The sequence below is a fragment of the Paraglaciecola chathamensis S18K6 genome (assembly GCA_000314955.1).
Classification (GTDB): Bacteria; Pseudomonadota; Gammaproteobacteria; order Enterobacterales; family Alteromonadaceae; genus Paraglaciecola; species Paraglaciecola chathamensis.
Genome location: BAEM01000032.1, coordinates 83,680 through 101,394, shown reverse-complemented (window position 1 = coordinate 101,394; position 17,715 = coordinate 83,680). Strand labels below are relative to the sequence as shown.

Genomic DNA, 17,715 nt, shown 5'->3' with positions numbered 1-17,715 from the left:
CAAACTAGCGCCTGTCTAGGTTAACACCCGACGGGCTTTTTTATGCGCGTTGCTTTTAGGGTTGGTTTTTGCAGTTTTTTTTGCCGTAATTTTTAAAGTTGCTTATACATGGTTGGCTTATTCAATGTTCAGGTTATGGGGCTAGCTTTGTGGTTTTTCACTGTTAACACCACCTGCACGAATGCTCGCCCCCACAGCACTAAACTTAGGTTTTAACTTCCACTTAGGCTTTATCGGCGACAAAGGAACTGTACGTTTTTTTGCCACAATAATATAAACGCTTGCGAGTTGAGGTAAAAAACGCTGACACCAGCGCGTCACTATATTGTTTGGCCTGTTGGTAAAAAACTTGGAATACGGCATATACTTCACCCGCGTGACCTCAAAGCCTAGTAGCTGCAACCAGTCTTTTATACGCGGTACGCTAAAGTAGCGCGCTTCATGCAAAATACTCTGCCGATTAAACCACATGAGTTTACGCAGGCCCGTTAAACTCAAAGGATTAAAACCAACAATTGCCAAATCGCCGTCAGGCATTATGGCTCTGTCTACCTCACGTAAAATTTGATGGGGGTCTTGAGCAAAATCTAATTCGTGAACCAATACAAATCCATCGACACTGCTCTCTTTTAATGCCATTTCCCGCGATAACGAGCGCATACCTGCTGCGTCATGAGCTTTGGCAACCATATTGACACAATGCTTAATGGAACACTTAGTTAAGCTGACTTCGCTGCTTAAATTGCCAACCTTAACTAAGTGGTAACCGAAGAACTGCTGGGTAATATGCTCAAGCTCACTTTCCACCATGGCTTTACGCTCGGCACCATTTGGTAGGGCATTCCATGAACGTGGGTAATCTGGTTTTTTGTCAAGTAACGCTGGTTTCATCAATACAATACAAACCTATTTTTAACAAAGGTGAAGCAACATTTTAGGCGATTAACTGTCAACATTGTTGAGACTAGTACATGCACATGAATTTTGAATATGTATAATGTCGGATTACTTTACACCTGTTTCAATATTGTTGTCACTGGAGATTATTATGCCATCCCTGAAAATAAGACCAATTAAAGCATTCGAGGATAATTATATTTGGTGCCTAACCAATGGTGAAACCTGTGTTGTGGTCGATCCAGGTGATGCTAATCCCGTTATTAAATATTGCGCTCGGAACAACTTAATCCTAACGGATATATTGATTACCCACCACCATAGTGATCACACTGGTGGAGTAAATGACTTGGTCAATGCGTTTGAAGGCGTGACTGTTTACGGCCCACAAAACCCACAAATTCAATCTATCACCCGGCGCTTACAAGCAGGCGACATGGTTCAATTAGCATCTTTAGATGTTGAATTTCGTGTTTTAGAAGTCCCTGGGCATACACTTGATCATATTGCGTATGTAGGTTCATGCGGATTATTCTGTGGCGATACGCTATTTTCCGCAGGCTGTGGCAGACTGTTCGAAGGAACGCCAGAGCAGATGTATCAGTCTTTAGGGCAATTAACGGCGCTAGCAGATTACACGAAAGTGTACTGCACCCATGAATATACCTTAGCCAACCTCAAGTTTGCCTTAGCTGTGGACCCTGAAAATGAAAATCTATTGAACTATAAAGGCTGGGCAGAATCTCAAAGGGTTGATTTGAAACCTACACTGCCCTCAACCATAGGACAGCAAAAAGAGATTAATCCCTTTTTACGTAGCGCCAGCGACGCAGTGAAAGCACATGCTGAGCAATACGCAGAACAAACATTATCGACTCCTGAGTCGGTATTTGCTGTGCTTCGAGCATGGAAAGATAATTTTTAAAATAGAACAATCAGAAAAAGGAACGCCTAGTGCGCTTAAAAACCCTACTATGCCTATCGCTAGTGTCGATTTTACCGGCCTGTCAAATGATGGAGCCCCATTCAGAAATAGCAGAACAGATAGATCAAGAGCATGAAATAGCGCAAAAAATCGCTGATACCTGTGAACATGCTGGCGAGTTAGCAAATGAAGAGTACGATTGTGAAGCAGCGGATGATGGCACGATCCCTATTACTCACCCCGAAGAAGAGGTAGAGGTTGTTATTGCACCAGAACCGATCCCTGAAGACGTAGAAGTGTTAGACGTATGGCAACAGGTTGGACAAAATTTATCATTTGAATTTGAAGACAACCAACGGATTGCAAGTCAGCGCAATTGGTATCTCAAGAACCCTAGCTATATGCAACGCGTTGCCAAACGCGCCAAGCCGTTTTTATATCTCATCGTAGAGCGCCTTAAAAGCCAAGACATGCCGATGGAATTAGCACTTTTACCCATCGTTGAAAGCGCTTTTGACCCCTTCGCCTACTCCCACGGTCGCGCAGCTGGCATGTGGCAATTCGTACCCGCAACCGGTAAACGCTTTGGTATGAAGCAAACGTGGTGGTATGACGGTCGCCGTGACGTGATGGCATCTACCGATGGCGCTATCGCCTACTTAAAATATTTAAATGAAATGTTCGACGGTAACTGGCTGCATGCACTTGCCGCCTATAACAGTGGCGAAGGCCGTGTTATGCGCGCTATCAAAAAGAATAAAAAAGCCGGTAAAAGCACTGAATACTGGGCGCTAGACTTACCTAAAGAAACCCGAGCATACGTGCCAAAGTTATTGGCCCTGGCAGATATTTTAAAAAATGCCGACACCTATGCATTCAAATGGCCTGTCATCGAGAATATAAAAGTCACTGAGGAAGTCGATGTTGGCTCGCAGATTGATTTGGCGCTCGCCGCAGATATGGCTGGTCTTACCGTAGAAGAGCTTCACGCATTAAACCCTGGCTATAACCGCTGGGCAACCGACCCAGAAGGCCCGTTTAAGCTGCTTGTGCCGGTCGATAAGGTCGAAACATTTAGCCAAGCTATCGCCGCAACAGCCACCAATGAGCGCCTAAATTGGGTACGCCACAAAATTAAAAGCGGTGATAGCTTGCTAAAGCTTGCGCATAAGTATCACACCACTACAGATATTATTAGCCAAGTGAACGAGTTAAAGGGCAACGTGATACGCGCAGGCGAGTATTTGGTGATCCCCGTGGCATTGAAATCGTTGGACTTTTACTCCCTATCGCAAGAGCAGCGTTTAGCCGATAGACAGTCAAAGCACAAAAGCGGCACCTATCAGGTTAAACACACAGTGAAAAGTGGTGACACCATGTGGGATATAAGCCGTAAGTACAAAGTCAATATGCGCAGTTTAGCCAAATGGAATGGCATGGCCCCAACTGACATGCTTCGCCCAGGTAAAGAGCTCGTAGTATGGCTTAAAGGCAGTAAAGGGACGAAAACCCGGGCCGATGCCGTAATGCGCACGCTTACTTATACCGTACGCGGGGGGGATTCATTGGCAAGAATTGCCCAAAAATTTAAGGTAAATGTGTCTGATTTGGTCACATGGAACCAAATCAGTACCAAGAAATACCTACAACCGGGCCAGAAGTTAAAAATTAAAGTGGACGTCACTCGCACCTAAGTGCGAGTGGTTTACCTATACCAATCCGCATTAATAAGTGACCGTCTCAGAATGCGTCCAGCGGTTTTTGATTAAGGCGTCGCTATGTAGTAATGGTTGTTCCCTTTCAAATAGTGAGAACGCAGAGCAAAAGCCGCTGGGGCATTCCTTGCAGGCGAGTTTTAAAAGGGCTTACACTGCGTTGCATGACTTCGAAAGAGAACAACTATTCATTCAGTCATGCGCCTTGTTTAAGCCCTTTTAAACTCTCGCTGAGTCATCACTTATTAACGTGGAATGGTATTACTCACAAAAACCGTAAGGCGCATTCTGAAGTGCAGGCATCAATTCGCCTTTGTTAATGCGCACTTATTAGTTCGCACTTATTAGTTCGCTCTTATTAATCCGCGCTTATTAATATTGGTATCAATACACACTGATAAGAGCAAATATATTCCCCCCTATCAGAGCGTATCGTTTGAGTTAAGCTTTTGCGTTGCCTTTAGGGCGGGCAATGTCATAGCTGAAAAAAGGTTCCATCGTTTCAATCGCATCGACTGACTCAGGTTGACGCCACGCGAACATATTAACGGTGATTTTCTCAGGTGTGACGTCAATTATTGAAAACCCGTTTTTCTCTAAAGGCGGGAACAAGTTTTCTAGCTCCATATCCGTTGGAATTTGCGGGCCGACCTTTCTATACCAAGAAGCAAACACCGGATCTGAACTACCCACTGTGCCGACACACATTGTGTTAATAGGGTTGTCACTAAAATCTAGCTCGCCACTGGTACGTATTTTTCCGCAAGAAAACGCGTGTAAATCGCCAGACATTATCACCGGCGCACGGTCCGTTTGCTTGTGAATACTGGTTAAAATACGTTGGTGCTGCAGCCACCATCCTTCTGGCCAATAGGGTTTCGGGGTTTGCTTGCCTAACTTGCCATTAGCTTGCAATACATCTGGATACCACTCTCCCCACTTACCCGCCGACCAGCCAATCGGAGTCGATGGAATATGTGCTAAATGCTGCACATCATCTGACGCGTTGCGCTGCGCCAACCAGTGCTCTGCTTCCAAGGGGATAACCTGGGCGTTTGCCCCATCAATGGTACTAAAACGTTTAGTATCGTATAACAAGCCCTCAAACAGTGAGCCGTAGCGCAACGTACCGAAATTTTCCGATAACCCACTGAGCCTGTCGGCGTTATTACTGCCTGATAGTTTTACTGGACGCGTATCATCAGGCAAAAATTCTGGGTAATACAGACTCTGAGTAGTACGTGCCGAGTCCAACATATGCGGATCGGGTGGCAAGGTAATTAAATCTTCCGTTGCATCGTCATTCTCAAACATATCGTGGTCATCCGTTAGCATAAACACGGGAACCGAGCGAAACGTCACACCATACAAATCGGCAATCTGCGCATCCACAATACCAGTCAAAATCGATTCATTTTCCGTACCTAAAACAGGTTTGTCACGATCCATATAGCCATATTCTTCAAAAGCCTTTAACCAAGGTTCGCGAAACTCAGGTTTGTGGTCGGGCCGCATAAACGCTGAACGTTGATCCCAGTAAATATGATCGCCGTTCGATATCACCACATCTGGATTAAACGACAGTCCGCGTTTAAACAACGCTTGTCTTACCGCTAAACTCTGGAAAAAATGCGTGCCGTCAGGAAACGCCACATCTTCATTACCGCCAGCGCAGGTAAAGGCGAATATGCGCAAGCTTTCGGGCTCGGCGTCTGGCGCAGGAAAGGTTTTCAACGGCCAAGAATCGGTGATCGTCTCTTTGCTGGTGTTAGTTAACTGCAATTCATATTGTTGATCGGCTTGTAAATCTGTGACAAAGAATTGCCAAAATCGCCCTAAGGTATCGGTTCTCTTGCCCATTATCATTTTATCGTCAACGCGTAGCATAGGTGTGAAATCCAACGGCTTCTCAAAGGATGTTTTAATTAACATCTGGTGATGATTCACGAGGGGGATCAAGTGCTTAAGCTCGCCTTGATGCCAATCTTTATTGGTTGCTACGCCATTAGGTGCGGCCAATGGATACGCTCCGACACCGCCAAACGCAAGTGAGGTGGAAGATGCAGCAGCAAGCTGTAAAAAACGGCGGCGTGATAATAGGTGATAACTGTTTTTCATATTGAAACCTCGTTTGCTAAATAGCACTGGCAATTAGCCTAATAAGCCAAAGTTGATGTAAACCAAACCGAAGAGCGCCATAACCGTGATGCCCGTTAGGCTCCAATAGCGCATTAATTGACTCGGCCGAGCAGCGGTTGCGACCTCAGCAGAAACCATCGCTTTGTGATTCATAAACGCGATAATAGGGGCAGTGAGAAACGCAACACTGGTCGCAAAATCGATAAACACCTTGAATGAGCTCATAAAAAACAAAATCACTAGGCTACAGCCAATGCACTGAATAATCAGAAACGTGCGATAGTAATGAGATTCATGCTCAACCGTGTCGATGATTTGTGCATGCATAGATCGTGGCGCACTTTGTGCCGTCTCAGATCCATTTTTAAGTAGCGCAAACACTGAGCCTACAGCACGAGGGCTGGCATCAAGAATGGTCAGTAAAGTTGAAATCATTACGGCGATCGCAGCAATGGCGATGATAAAATACGCGAAGGAGCCGATAGACTGGGTAAATATACTGATTAGCTGAGTCGCAAAAGACGTTGCTCCTTCGGCGACGGTAACGTTTTTAGCATACAGCAACAGTGCACCAAGCAGTAAAAACCCAAACGCCAGCCCAACGGTCAGAATGTAACCTAGGTTAAAATCGAATCGCGCTTCAGCAGCCGTTAATGGGCGCCCAAGTTGCTTGGATTTGGCGCAAACCCAGAGAGATTGCCACACCGAAGCCCCTACAACTGTTGGCATCCAACCCGCAACAGCAATAATAAAAAGAATATTACTTTGTTCAAATTCAACCGCAGGCAACAAATTAACAGACGAAATATCCGCTTTGCCTACTGCCAAAGCCACTGCGATGCAAATTAACACCATAAATAGCGAAACAAAAAATGTCGTGATTTTCTCAAAGCGTGCGTAACTGCCCCCCAATAAAATCGCGACACAAAATAGCAGAACCCCAATAGAGACAACCTTTATCGACACATCAATTGCCAGCACACTGCTTATTAAGCCTGCGCACACTACCGTCACAGCAGAGGCCGCGATAAACATAGTCGCAAGCACTTCAATGATGTAAACAAAGACGCTGCTGCGGCCTTGCTTAAAATATGCGTCAATTAGGGTTTTTCCGGTTGCAACGGCATAGTCAGTACCAAAGCGGAAAGCGGGGTACTTGAGTAAACAGGTAAATAGGATCAGGAGCGCAAGGGTAAAGCCAAACTCCGCTCCTGCTCGTGTCGACTGCACCAAGTGCGAAGTGCCAACTGAGCTTGCAGCAAATAAAATACCTGGGCCAAACTTACTAGATATATTTTTTAGCATTGTCATCCACAATAAAATGAAAGTTAACGTGAGCGCTTATTGAGCGGAATAAGGTGTTTTTCTGACAACTCAGAGACACAAGACACACCGAGTAAAGTCATCGAGCGATGTAACTCTGAGGTGAGAATATTCATGGCTCTATCCACCCCTTTTTGACCGCCCGCGGCTAAACCATATAAATAAGGTCTACCAATAGAACAAGCATTCGCACCACTGGCTAACGCCTTAATGATGTGTGTACCTCGGCGAATGCCGCCATCAACGATTAGCTCAAGCTGGTCACCGATTTTGTCACGTATGGGCGCAATGCAATCCACCGGGGCAGGCACTCCTTCAAGCTGCCTGCCACCATGATTTGAAACCATCAGAGCAGTCGCGCCAATCTCTACGGCTTTTTGGGCATCCGCCGGAGATTGCACACCTTTAATAACAAATGGGCCGTCCCACTGCTCGGCTAACCAGGCCGCATCCTCCCATGTGACGGTCCGGTCGAACTGACTATTTACGTAATCAATCAAAGCCATGGCGCCTTTATCTAGAGCATCAACTCGGTGCGCCACATTCTCAAGGGTAAAATTAGGATCTTTTAATAAGTTAAATAGCCACGAAAAACTCGTGCCATAACTAAAAAAGTTCGCTGGGGTAATCCGCGGTGGCATCGTCATGCCATTAACTAAATCGCGTTCACGATTGCCTGCCACCATGGTATCCACAGTAAGACACAACGCCTGATAGCCACTGGCCTTACAGCGCTGCACAAATTCGCGCGTTAATTCCCGATCTTTAAGAATATAGATTTGGAACATTTTAGCACTAGGGGTGCAGGTGGCTATATCTTCAAGACTCGTAGTAGACAGTGTAGATAAACTGTACATAGTGCCGTGCTGATGTGCTGCTTTGCAGGCAGCATATTCTTTCTCATGGTGAAACAAGCGCGACATACCCGTGGGGGATAAAAAGTAAGGTAAATCTAATTGTGTCCCCAACACGTTAGTTTTAAGGTCTAGGTGCTCAATGTTACGCAAATAATTGGGCATCAGTTGTAAATCATCAAAGGCATTTGTATTGCGGCGCATGGTCCATTCATCATCAGCTCCGCCATCTATATAATGAAACATAGGGGCGGGTAATTTAGACTTTGCCCGTAAGCGAAGATCAGCAATATTATTGCAACGATGTAAAGCAGGCATATTGTGCGCTCCCGTTATCTGAACAAGCCTCACTCGACGTGAGGCTAGCGTATTCCCTAATTACCATTCGTATTGAAATGACACACCGAATTCCCGCGGACGACCTGGCTCGATTTGATCGAAACCTTGAGCCCCACCAGATTCTACAAACCCAAGCCCACCTAAGGCGTATTCTTCGTCGGTTAGGTTGGTGCCATAAACGCTGACGCGCCAGTCATCTGTGATGTAACTCACATTGAGACCTAGTAAACCAAACGCTTCTTGTATGATTTGAAGGTTGTCATCCACAATGGTTTTGTAATCGTCTTTCCAACCGTAGTCAGCGCGCACCAGTACTTCGCTGCCATTGTCGATATAAAGGTTGTATTGTGCACCAAGGGTAAATGAGTACTTAGGTGCCCTAGCCGCTTCGCTGTCTGTGGTGATTTGCGTGATGCCAGGTGCCACTTCAGTAAACTCGAAATCTAAATAACCGAACGCGCCATCAATACGAAAATTATCTGCTGGTAGCCAAATGAACTCGCCTTCAAGACCTTTAATTTCGGCTTGGCCGGCATTTTGTACCAGCGTGCGAATTGGCACCGAATTTAGCACTGGCGCTGTAAGCTGAAGATCTTGATAGTCGCTGTAAAACGCCGTTAAGTTCAACCGTAGCGTCCCATCTAACAAATCGCTGCGTATCCCTGTTTCAATGTTATCCAGAATTTCTTCGTCGTAGGGTTCAACACCGTTGTTATCCAAATTGGTGCGGATCCGGTCGTTAAAGCTACCGGCTCGATATCCTCTGGCGAAAGATGCAAAAGCAAAAATCTCGTCGTTCAATTGATATTCAGCGCTAATACGTCCTGTGACGGCATCCCAGGTATGGTTGTCAGTAGCGCTAATAAACTCAGTGCTGGTGAATGCGCGCTCAGAAGCAAAAATATCTTTTTGATCTTCTGTGTAGCGCAGCCCTGTGGTCACCGAAAAATCGTCTGTGACGTCATAGGTCATCTGACCGAAAATTGCGATGCTGGTTGTTTCAACTGGATTGACCACCCGCGTCGAACCACGAGTATTGGCCGCAGTCGCAGGTCTGGCATTCATGGTGGTTAATACATCACGAATATCTGACGCTTCTTCATCGTAATAAAACACCCCTGCTGTCCACTGCATACGCTCGTCAAACGCCAACCCCGACAGACGGAATTCTTGTGAGAACATGGTGATATCTCGATCGGCGATTTGCTCGAATAATGACGCAGGCGTACCATCGGTATCGTAAGCAAGATAAATATCAACATTCCGATAGTTGGTAGAGGAAATAAAATCCATGGTTTCCATTGCCCAGTTAACCGTAATAGAGCCCCCTACACTTTCGGTGTCATTAAAATTTTCACCGGTCGCATAGGTTTCGTAATAGTCATTTACTGGCACTAAGGTGGCATCAAACCCTGCCGCAGCTTCTTCTTGGACTAGCGAAGATTCAGGGTTGATTGCCAGTGTCACGCTAGGCGCACCATTCGTGTCTGTTTTACTGTAATCACCCGATACCACGATTTCGATATCATCGGTGGCTTGTGTTAACCACTGGGCACGAAAAATACGCGTGTCTTCGTCTCCTACATCATTGCCACCCGCTTTATTTTCAACATAGCCGTCACTGGTAGTTGATGCGACCGTAAGTTTTAGTGCTGAGTCGTCTGATACCGGAAGGTTTACATCCCCTGAAACGCTAGTGCGGTTGAATGAGCCGATTGATGCTTTTACTTTCGCCTCGAAGGTATCGTGTGGCTTTTTCGTGATATATCGTATTGCACCGCCCGTGGCGTTCCTGCCAAACAAGGTGCCTTGTGGGCCACGAAGTACTTCGACCCGCTCCACGTCTAACACACTGAGCAAAGCGCCATCGCTGCGCCCGTAATAGGCATCATCGATATACAGCGCAACGGGTTGCTCTTGGGAAACCGCATTTCGCGCTGTGCCTAGGCCACGAATAGAAAACACCGCGTTTGTGCCCCCCAACCCGCCTGACCCACCGATGCTCGCATTGGGCAGTTTAGTGTTTAAATCTGTTAAATTGGTGACGTTTTGCTGCTCAAGGGCCTCTGAACCAAACGCAATAACGGACAGAGGTGTTTCTTGCAAACTCTCCGTACGCTTACGTGCGGTGATCAAAATTTCTTCAATCCCTTGGGATTGCTTTTGACCCTTCGCTGTCGCATCTCCTTCTTCAACAGCATTGGCCTGAGCCACGCACCCTGCCCCTAAGGCAGCTACGATAGCGCTACGTAAAATAGTTCGTTTACTCACTAAGAATTGATTCATCGTTGTTTCCTACTATTCAGCTTTTCAATGTCAGAGACTTCATTGGCCCTTTTAAGCCTTACCGCGCAACGGCGCTAAGTATCAGGCTGACAACACATCTACAGCACACCAATCGTTAAAAATGTGTTAACAGGTATGATTTAGAATGTAAACTGGTATGATAGGTTAGTCAATAGTTATAACACCAAAATTTAAATATTGTGGAATAAGTAGCACAGCGTTATGATTTAAATTCGTTCAAACACTCAGCTTAACGCGCTGATTTCACGTACTTTGTATTAAGAACCTTTGATGACTAACTCGCAGGAAAAAAATAGCGCTGCTCCACAAACCTTGGTGGAAAGTGCAGTAAATGACTTAATTAAATATATTCGCGAGAACCACCTTAAAGTGGGCGATCCTATTTTGAGTGAGCGTGAGTTAAGTGAAAAACTAGGCGTGAGCCGCACAGTAGTGCGCGAAGCGTTTAAAGTGTTAGCCGCAATGCATATTATCGAAGTAGGCGCTGGGCGCAGAGCGCGAGTACGAAAAATGGAAGGCAGTGTTATCGCCCTGATGATGAGTCAGGCGGTGCATACCGAACAAATGTCGACCCAACAAGTATGGGATGCAAGGCGCACAGTCGAGGCGCGCTCAGTGGAATTAGCGGCTATTCACCGCACACAACAAGATGCAGACAAACTACTGCAATTGGTGAATACCATGCGTGACTCTGAGGACGATCCTATATTAATGACCCAAACAGATTTAGCGTTTCATTCCACCATCGCCAAAGCCTCTCGCAACCCGCTTTACCCTATTTTGGTGTCATCTTTGACCTCCGCCATGATTGAATTTTACCCAAAAGGCTGGCGCACACTGTCAGACAAAGCGGAGCATGACGCTATGGTCAACCGCCACCAAAAGATAGCTGACGCCATTGTTAAGCAAGATAGAGAACAAGCCGTTATTGCGATGGCCGAGCATTTTAACGCCACCATATTGAAGATCATTGATAACGGCCTGACGTGAAGCCAATGAAAGGATAAAACCCAAGTGCGCTTTACAAACATAAAGCGCTTAATTTCACTTGATAAAGCCTATATCTGGCCTTCGGTTTGTGGCTTTAATGGTTAAAAAGCACTGGCTAGCACACTGATTCGAAAACCTCATCACCTCCCTGTAATTGCCATTAGCGTAAGGTGACATCCATAATTAAAATAGTGACACCCATGATTAAAGTGATCACTCACACGCTTAGATTTTAACGTTTACGTCTGTCTAAATACTGCCCTTACTCACCGTTTTCGTCCTACAGCACTCACAGTTCCACTAAAAACCTTTTATCAGTCAGATCAAAAGTACCCTAACGCTTAGATATGGATAATTCCCACATGAAACTAGAGACTATCTTTACGATCTTTTTATTATGGGTGTCTACGTAAGTTCTAATCTTGGGTCTGCGTATTTCCCACTCTTTTTCATTGGCCTAGCATTGTGCTTATACTATCTTTCCTTTTGCTAAATCACCTCTTTCGCCAAGCCTTGCAGCCCTCAGTGACCGTTAGCGGATGCCCAGCTAAAAAAGTGCTCAGCTAAAGAAGTGCCCGGCTGTGAAAGTGTATGCCCAAGAAATTGCTCGACTAATATAGTGCTCGGCCAAAAAAGTGCCCGGCATGTTAGCGCGCTGCCGCTCGATAGATAAATTCAATTCGATTGCCGCTCGGCTCATACACCATCATATGCTTGTTCGGTCCATTACCCGCAAATTCAGGTGCAAACTCTATCTTTACCTGCTTGTCCTGTAAGAAGGTGTCATGCAGCGCATTCAAGGTCGCCTCACTGCTGACTCTAAGTGCCAAGTGATGTAATCCAACATTGTGCTTGCGATCAAATGCCACAGCCCTATTAGGGTCAGTCACGCGCCACAACGTAATGACAACACTGTTGTTTGATAGAGCCACAGATGGGTACTTTTCATCACGGCTCAGAACATGAAACCCTGCATACTGGGTAAAAAATCGCTCTGATGCCTGTAAGTCAGTCACCGCTAGCCCTACGTGATCAACGCCTTGAACGCTTTGTTCTTGCTTTGGCTCTTGCGCATTCACTGAGAACATTAAGCACAAACCAACACATAATAAAAATCGTTTCATCGGTACTTCGCTTATTGGATAGTTAATATTCGAACAAACAGAACGATATGCGTAACAATATCTTTCACCGATACAACTAGTTAAGTCTCTTATTTTACGTCTATTGCTCTCTAGGACGGCGCATAACACCAGCCAGCTCAAAAGTACCAAATGGCGTTTTTTATGAATGCGAGAAATGCGTGCTTTGGTCTTTTTAGTCTAAAATTAACATGAGGCGTTGCGAGTTCGCACATTGTTAAAAATGCGGTGTTTAGCAAGAGATTTTAGCCTGAGCAATATGATGGTTCGTTTGCACATTCTTATTTTACATTCTTGCGCAGCACATTGATTCTTGCGCAGCGCCTTGCCAAGGAAGAGTCTAGCTAAAGCCTTCGCAATCAAAAGGCCAGCTAATCAGCTGGCCTTGAATGTGTCATCTAGGTTATGAAAAAGTGTTAACCTTTGCGCCAAGTGGTGCCACTTGGGCCATCTTCAAGAATAATATTCAGTGCATTTAAGCCGTCTCTTGCTGCATCGGCTGCTGGCCAGTCTTTCGCGGCGCGGGCGTCGTTACGGGCTTTAATCAAAGCTTCAATTTCGGCCACTTCATCTGCGTCTTGCTGATCACCCTGCAAATATTCGCTTGGGCTGCGCTGTAAAATACCTAGCACCTTACCTAGATTTAGTAGAATACCTGCCAAATCACTTGCTCGGCTTTGCCCGCTTTGATCTTCTGCCTTAGCTTTATTTAACTCTTTGGCAACATCAAATAAAACCGCCATGGCTTCAGGGGTGTTAAAGTCATCGTCCATTGCTTTATCAAAACGAGCGAGGTAGTCACCACTTTGCATATCAACTTGAATATTGGCATTCACGTCACGTAAGGCGGTATATAAGCGTTCAAGCGCACTGCGGGCTTGAGTGATATTGTCCTCAGAGTAACTCAACTGGCTTCTGTAATGAGCAGACATCAAGAAGTAGCGTAAGGTTTCAGCATCGTGCTGTTTTAAAACATCACGTAACGTGAAGAAATTGCCCAGCGATTTAGACATCTTCTCGCTATCAACTTGTACCATGCCAGCGTGCACCCAATAGTTCACATAAGGTGTATCGTATGCGCAGCATGATTGTGCCACTTCATTTTCGTGATGCGGGAAAATCAAATCTGACCCACCACCGTGAATGTCAAAGTGCTCACCCAAGTGTTTTTGATTCATGGCAGAACATTCAATATGCCAGCCTGGGCGCCCTTCACCCCAAGGTGATGACCAGCTTGGTTCACCTGGTTTAACTGTTTTCCACAATACGAAATCCATGGGATCATCTTTATCGCTGTCTACATCGACGCGCGAGCCCATATTTAACTGTTCTAAGTCTTGTTTACTGAGCTTGCCGTAATCACTATAGCTACTGACATCAAATAAAACGTCGCCGGATTTTGCTTGATAGGCATGTCCGCGTTGAATGAGACGCTCAATAATGGCAATAATCTCTGGCATATGCGTGGTCACGCGAGGCTCGATATCAGGCTCTAGCAAATTAATTGCTGCGAAATCATCGTGCATCATGGCGATAGTGCGCTCTGTTAATGCGCGGGTTGTTTCGCCATTTTCATTAGCACGCTGTATGATTTTATCGTCTATGTCGGTGATATTACGCACATAATTCACCTCGTACCCCTTGTGACGTAAATAGCGCACTATTAAATCAAAACTCAAATACGTGCGAGCATGTCCCATGTGTGATAGGTCGTACACTGTGATACCGCACACGTACAACCCCACCTTTGATTCATGTAAAGGTGTAAAGAGCTCTTTTTGTCGAGTCAGGGTATTGTATATGTGTAGCATTAACCGTTTTCCTATTTAAAATTGAGATGACGTAAATGGGTATAAAAAAAGAGAGCATAAGCGCTCTGTACGGTGATTCTATCACTGTGTCACTCCCCTCGCATTAATCAATATTAATCAACTGCTTAAAAAGCGCCGCGGTTTACGTTAGAATGGCGAACTTTTATTTTTTATGATTCATCTGAGGGCATTAAAATGGTCACAATTCATACTAACTACGGCGTCATTAGCGTAGAGCTTTTCGCAGACAAAGCGCCTGAAACAGTTGCTAACTTTCTAAGTTACGCCAAAGAAGGTTTTTACGACAACACCATTTTCCACCGTGTTATCGATGGTTTCATGGTACAAGGCGGCGGTTTCGAGCCTGGCATGGAGCAAAAAGCAACAAAAGCGACCATTAAAAATGAAGCGAACAACGGCCTTGCCAACGAAGTAGGTACATTGGCGATGGCGCGTACTAACGAGCCACATTCAGCTAGCTCACAATTTTTCATCAATGTTGCTAACAACAGCTTCTTGAACTTCCGCAGTGAATCTGGTGACGGCTGGGGTTACTGTGTTTTCGCTAAAGTAACTGACGGCATGGACGTAGTGAACAAGATTAAAGACGTAAAAACCGGCAACTCTGGTTATCACCAAGATGTACCGGTTGAAGATGTGGTTATTCAGAAAGTTGAAGTAAGCGAATAATCTAGTGTTCGAGGCCTATTCGTCCTGAATGGGCCTCATATTGAGTTCTCCCATGCCTTTTACCTATTTTATCGCTGATTTACATTTATCTGCCGAGCGCAGTGATATTAGCCAATGTTTATTTCAGTTTCTCGACAGCGATGCGCTTCAAGCAGATGCACTTTATGTACTCGGTGATTTATTCGAGGCCTGGATTGGTGATGACGATCAAACCCCGTTTAATCAGCAAGTGGCCAGCGCCTTTAAACGCGTTGCTGACGCAGGCGTCAGTATCTTTTTTATTCATGGTAATCGAGATTTTTTGATCCGTGAACGCTTCGCCAAGCAAGCCGGCTTTACTTTGTTGCCCGAGCAAGTCGTGATTGACCTGTACGGCACGCCAACGTTGATTACTCATGGTGATGAACTATGCACCCAAGATGTGGCGTACCAAAAATTCCGCAAGAAAGCGCGCGGATGGTGGTGGCCGAGACTTGTCTTACGCCTTCCGTTAAGCACTCGACGAAAAATAGCCGAAAACGGCCGTGCCACCAGTAAAGAAAATCAGAAACAACTTACGACAGACATAATGGATGTCACCCCTCAAGAAGTCATAGACACTATGTCTCGCTTTAATGTAACGCGGCTAATACATGGCCATACACATCGCCCCGCTATTCACGATTTAACCGTAAACGGCCAACCTGCCCAGCGCATCGTATTAGGCGACTGGTATGATCAAGGGAGTATTCTTACTGTGACCAAAGATAACGTGTCACTCACCGAGCATCCGTTTTTTCAACTTACAAAATAAGCTGATTAACGCACTAAGTAGATAAAATAACCCCACGTCATAAATTGGTAAAAAATCTGCCATGATTTTGCAACCTCAGCGTCACCAATCCGTCAATAAAGTGTCAGCGAATCTTCACACTACTCACCTACTCTAGCTGCGCGGTTATCGGACATACCGATAACAAAATCACCACAAGCACATAAAATTCGGGAATAAAAACATGAAACTGAACTGGATATCAACGGCCAGTGCTCTCGCACTTGCTGTTTCAACTGCGCTTCACGCTGATGTTTTGCCTAGCTACCAAACGGACAACACTTGGTATGCTGATGCGCAAACTAAACTAGCTGAGAAATTAAATACAAATAATCAATTCAAAGCGAAGAATGTAATTTTATTCGTAGGCGATGGCATGGGTGTTTCAACACTTACTGCTGCGCGTATTTTACAAGGTCAACAGGCCGGTAACCCTGGTGAAGAAGGTTACCTTAGCTTCGAGACATTTCCCCATACAGCTCATGTTAAAACCTACAATGTAGATGCACAAACCCCAGATTCAGCAGGCACCATGACAGCGATGATGTCCGGCCTTAAAACGGATGTAGGCGTTATTGGTGTTAACGAGAATATTGAACGTGGCGATTGTTCTACGGTTGCCGGTAATGAAGTCTCTACCGCATTAGAACTCGCTGAAATAAAAGGGATGGCGACGGGTATTATCTCCACGGCGCGTATTACTCATGCAACCCCCGCTGCAACCTACGCTAAATCAGCTGATCGCAACTGGGAAGATATTTCAGATATGCCAGAGGAAGCCGTTACCGCGGGTTGTACCGATATTGCTGACCAACTTGTTAACTTTGAGTCTAACCTTGAAGCACGTTTTACAGGTGTTGATGTAGACGGTTTAGAAGTGGTTATGGGCGGCGGACGTCGTCACTTTTTACCTAAAGATGCCGCCTCTAACAGTGCAGATGCCGTCAGCGAAGTTGAAGGTGATCGCACCGACGAACGCAATTTAGTCACAGAATGGCAAGACATGTACACAAACGGTACCTATGTCATGGACCAAGCTGGCTTTGATGCAGTAGAGGCAGCCACTACCACACGCCTATTCGGTTTATTTAATGAATCACACATGCAGTACGAAGCAGATCGCGCTAATGACGTAGCGGGCGAGCCTTCACTAACTGACATGACCAGCAAGGCCATCGATGTATTAGACAATAACGATAACGGTTATTTTCTAATGGTGGAATCAGGTCGTATCGACCACGGTCACCATGCCGGTAGCGCATACAATGCATTAACCGATGCGATTGAATTATCCAACGCCATTCAGGCGGCAGTTGATAGCACAAGTTCTGAAGATACCTTAATTTTAGTCACAGCGGATCACGGTCACGTATTTACTATCGCGGGCTACCCGAAACGCGGTAACCCCATCCTTGGTAAAGTGGTTTCTGTTGGTGCTACCGAACCTGCCTTAGCGGCAGACGAAATGCCTTACACCACTTTGGGTTACACCAATGGTAATGGCTTTCATGATTTAGGCGATGAGACCGACGCTGATGCCAGTTATAGCGAAGAACTTGCTGCTGGGCGCATGAACATCACTGACGTCGACACCACCACCTCTGGTTATCACCAAGAAGCGCTTATCCCCCTTAGCTCAGAAACGCATTCAGGCGAAGACGTGGCGCTGCATGCAAGCGGCCCGGGTTCTCAGTTGGTGCAAGGCGTGGTAGAGCAAAGCGTGGTCTTTCACATCATTGAGCAAGCGCTTGACTTAATTCAGGAATAGGTAG

General features: G+C 45.6%; 13 protein-coding genes. 6 read left to right on the top strand and 7 right to left on the bottom strand.

The window, feature by feature from the left end; genetic code table 11:
* Nucleotides 1–141: 141 nt before the first annotated feature.
* Nucleotides 142–891, bottom strand: coding sequence for a methyltransferase domain-containing protein (locus GCHA_RS10110; RefSeq protein WP_007987799.1), 750 nt, complete (start codon nt 889–891; stop codon nt 142–144).
* Between the two features lie 157 nt (nt 892–1,048).
* Here GCHA_RS10110 and gloB point away from each other — a divergent pair, with 157 nt between their 5' ends.
* Nucleotides 1,049–1,822, top strand: coding sequence for a hydroxyacylglutathione hydrolase (gene gloB / locus GCHA_RS10105; protein ID WP_007987797.1), 774 nt, complete (start codon nt 1,049–1,051; stop codon nt 1,820–1,822).
* A 29-nt stretch (nt 1,823–1,851) separates the two neighbouring features.
* Entirely contained in the window at nt 1,852–3,516 is a 1,665-nt protein-coding gene (locus GCHA_RS10100; RefSeq protein WP_007987794.1) for a LysM peptidoglycan-binding domain-containing protein, read from the top strand.
* A gap of 462 nt (nt 3,517–3,978) precedes the next feature.
* On the opposite strand, the gene GCHA_RS10095 is transcribed toward GCHA_RS10100, so the two are convergent.
* Genes GCHA_RS10095 through GCHA_RS10080 form a run of 4 tightly spaced genes read right to left on the bottom strand, consistent with a single transcriptional unit; the run spans nt 3,979 to nt 10,478 of the window.
* Nucleotides 3,979–5,655 (bottom strand): hypothetical protein, encoded by a 1,677-nt coding sequence (locus tag GCHA_RS10095; RefSeq protein ID WP_007987789.1) that lies wholly within the window; start codon nt 5,653–5,655, stop codon nt 3,979–3,981.
* A gap of 33 nt (nt 5,656–5,688) precedes the next feature.
* Nucleotides 5,689–6,981 carry an Nramp family divalent metal transporter gene (locus tag GCHA_RS10090; RefSeq protein ID WP_007987787.1) on the bottom strand — a complete coding sequence of 431 codons (1,293 nt, stop codon included), beginning with the start codon at nt 6,979–6,981 and terminating at the stop codon, nt 5,689–5,691.
* Nucleotides 6,982–7,004: 23 nt separating this feature from the next.
* Nucleotides 7,005–8,171: an alpha-hydroxy acid oxidase gene (locus GCHA_RS10085; protein ID WP_007987785.1), complete on the bottom strand. Its 1,167-nt coding sequence runs from the start codon at nt 8,169–8,171 to the stop codon at nt 7,005–7,007.
* A gap of 60 nt (nt 8,172–8,231) precedes the next feature.
* A complete protein-coding gene (locus GCHA_RS10080; RefSeq protein ID WP_007987782.1) occupies nt 8,232–10,478 on the bottom strand; it encodes a TonB-dependent receptor in 2,247 nt (748 codons plus the stop codon).
* Nucleotides 10,479–10,769: 291 nt separating this feature from the next.
* Between GCHA_RS10080 and GCHA_RS10075 the strand changes: the two genes are divergently transcribed.
* Nucleotides 10,770–11,489 (top strand): FadR/GntR family transcriptional regulator, encoded by a 720-nt coding sequence (locus GCHA_RS10075; RefSeq protein WP_007987780.1) that lies wholly within the window; start codon nt 10,770–10,772, stop codon nt 11,487–11,489.
* 647 nt (nt 11,490–12,136) lie between these two features.
* Here the strand turns inward: GCHA_RS10075 and GCHA_RS10070 are convergent.
* Nucleotides 12,137–12,613 carry a VOC family protein gene (locus GCHA_RS10070; RefSeq protein WP_007987778.1) on the bottom strand — a complete coding sequence of 159 codons (477 nt, stop codon included), beginning with the start codon at nt 12,611–12,613 and terminating at the stop codon, nt 12,137–12,139.
* Nucleotides 12,614–13,047: 434 nt separating this feature from the next.
* Nucleotides 13,048–14,442: a cysteine--tRNA ligase gene (cysS, locus tag GCHA_RS10065; protein WP_007987777.1), complete on the bottom strand. Its 1,395-nt coding sequence runs from the start codon at nt 14,440–14,442 to the stop codon at nt 13,048–13,050.
* A gap of 195 nt (nt 14,443–14,637) precedes the next feature.
* On the opposite strand from cysS, the gene GCHA_RS10060 reads away from it, so the two are divergent.
* From GCHA_RS10060 to GCHA_RS10050, 3 genes are all read left to right on the top strand, one after another.
* A complete protein-coding gene (locus tag GCHA_RS10060; protein WP_007987776.1) occupies nt 14,638–15,132 on the top strand; it encodes a peptidylprolyl isomerase in 495 nt (164 codons plus the stop codon).
* A 52-nt stretch (nt 15,133–15,184) separates the two neighbouring features.
* Nucleotides 15,185–15,925, top strand: a complete 741-nt coding sequence (lpxH, locus tag GCHA_RS10055; RefSeq protein ID WP_007987774.1) for a UDP-2,3-diacylglucosamine diphosphatase — start codon at nt 15,185–15,187, stop codon at nt 15,923–15,925.
* A gap of 202 nt (nt 15,926–16,127) precedes the next feature.
* Entirely contained in the window at nt 16,128–17,711 is a 1,584-nt protein-coding gene (locus GCHA_RS10050; RefSeq protein WP_007987772.1) for an alkaline phosphatase, read from the top strand.
* Nucleotides 17,712–17,715: the final 4 nt, after the last annotated feature.